Here is a 666-nt window from a genome sequence, read left to right as displayed (position 1 = left end):
GGCCGCCCTGCGCGCGCCGGTTTTGCCACTTATCAGGAGTTCCAGCATGGCCAGCTACGGCATGAACGACGTAAAGAACGGGATGAAGATCCTGGTCAACAACCAACCGGCGGTCATCATCGACACCGAGTACGTCAAGCCGGGCAAGGGCCAGGCGTTCACCCGCGTGAAGTACCGCCTGATCAAGGACGGCCGCACCCAGGAAGTGACCATGAAGTCGACCGACTCGGTCGATGCCGCCGACGTCGTCGATACCGACATGAACTACATGTACAGCGACGGCGAGTACTGGCACTTCATGGACCCGGAGACCTTCGAGCAGGTGCAGGCCGACAAGGCCGGCATGAACGGCGCCGAGAAGTGGCTCAAGGGCGAGGAGTCCTGCGTGGTCACCCTGTGGAATGGCGCGCCGATCGACGTCACCCCGCCGAACTTCGTCGAGCTGAAGATCACCGAGACCGACCCGGGCGTGCGCGGCGATACCTCCGGCGGCGGCGGCAAGCCGGCCACCCTGGAAACCGGCGCGGTGGTACGCGTGCCGCTGTTCGTCAACCAGGACGAAGTGATCCGCGTCGATACCCGCTCCGGCGAATACTCCGCGCGCGTCAAGTAAGTCCATGCACGAACCCGCCCGCGTCGAGCAGGCTGTCGAGGAACCGGTCCGCG

1 protein-coding gene is annotated in these 666 nt (G+C 64.7%); it reads left to right on the top strand.

The window, feature by feature from the left end:
• Positions 1-46: 46 nt before the first annotated feature.
• Complete coding sequence (gene efp, locus ABB22_RS17445) at positions 47-613, top strand: elongation factor P (protein WP_055769548.1); 567 nt, start codon at positions 47-49, stop codon at positions 611-613.
• Positions 614-666: the final 53 nt, after the last annotated feature.

It is taken from the genome of Stenotrophomonas nitritireducens, from assembly GCF_001431425.1.
Lineage (GTDB): Bacteria > Pseudomonadota > Gammaproteobacteria > Xanthomonadales > Xanthomonadaceae > Stenotrophomonas > Stenotrophomonas nitritireducens.
Note: the sequence above shows the minus strand (reverse complement) of the source record. Positions and strands in the feature narration are given on the sequence as shown.

Coding starts and splice junctions, on each gene's coding strand:
- efp (WP_055769548.1), top strand. CDS start 47: ATGGCCAGCTACGGCATGAACGACGTAAAGAACGGGATGAAGATCCTG.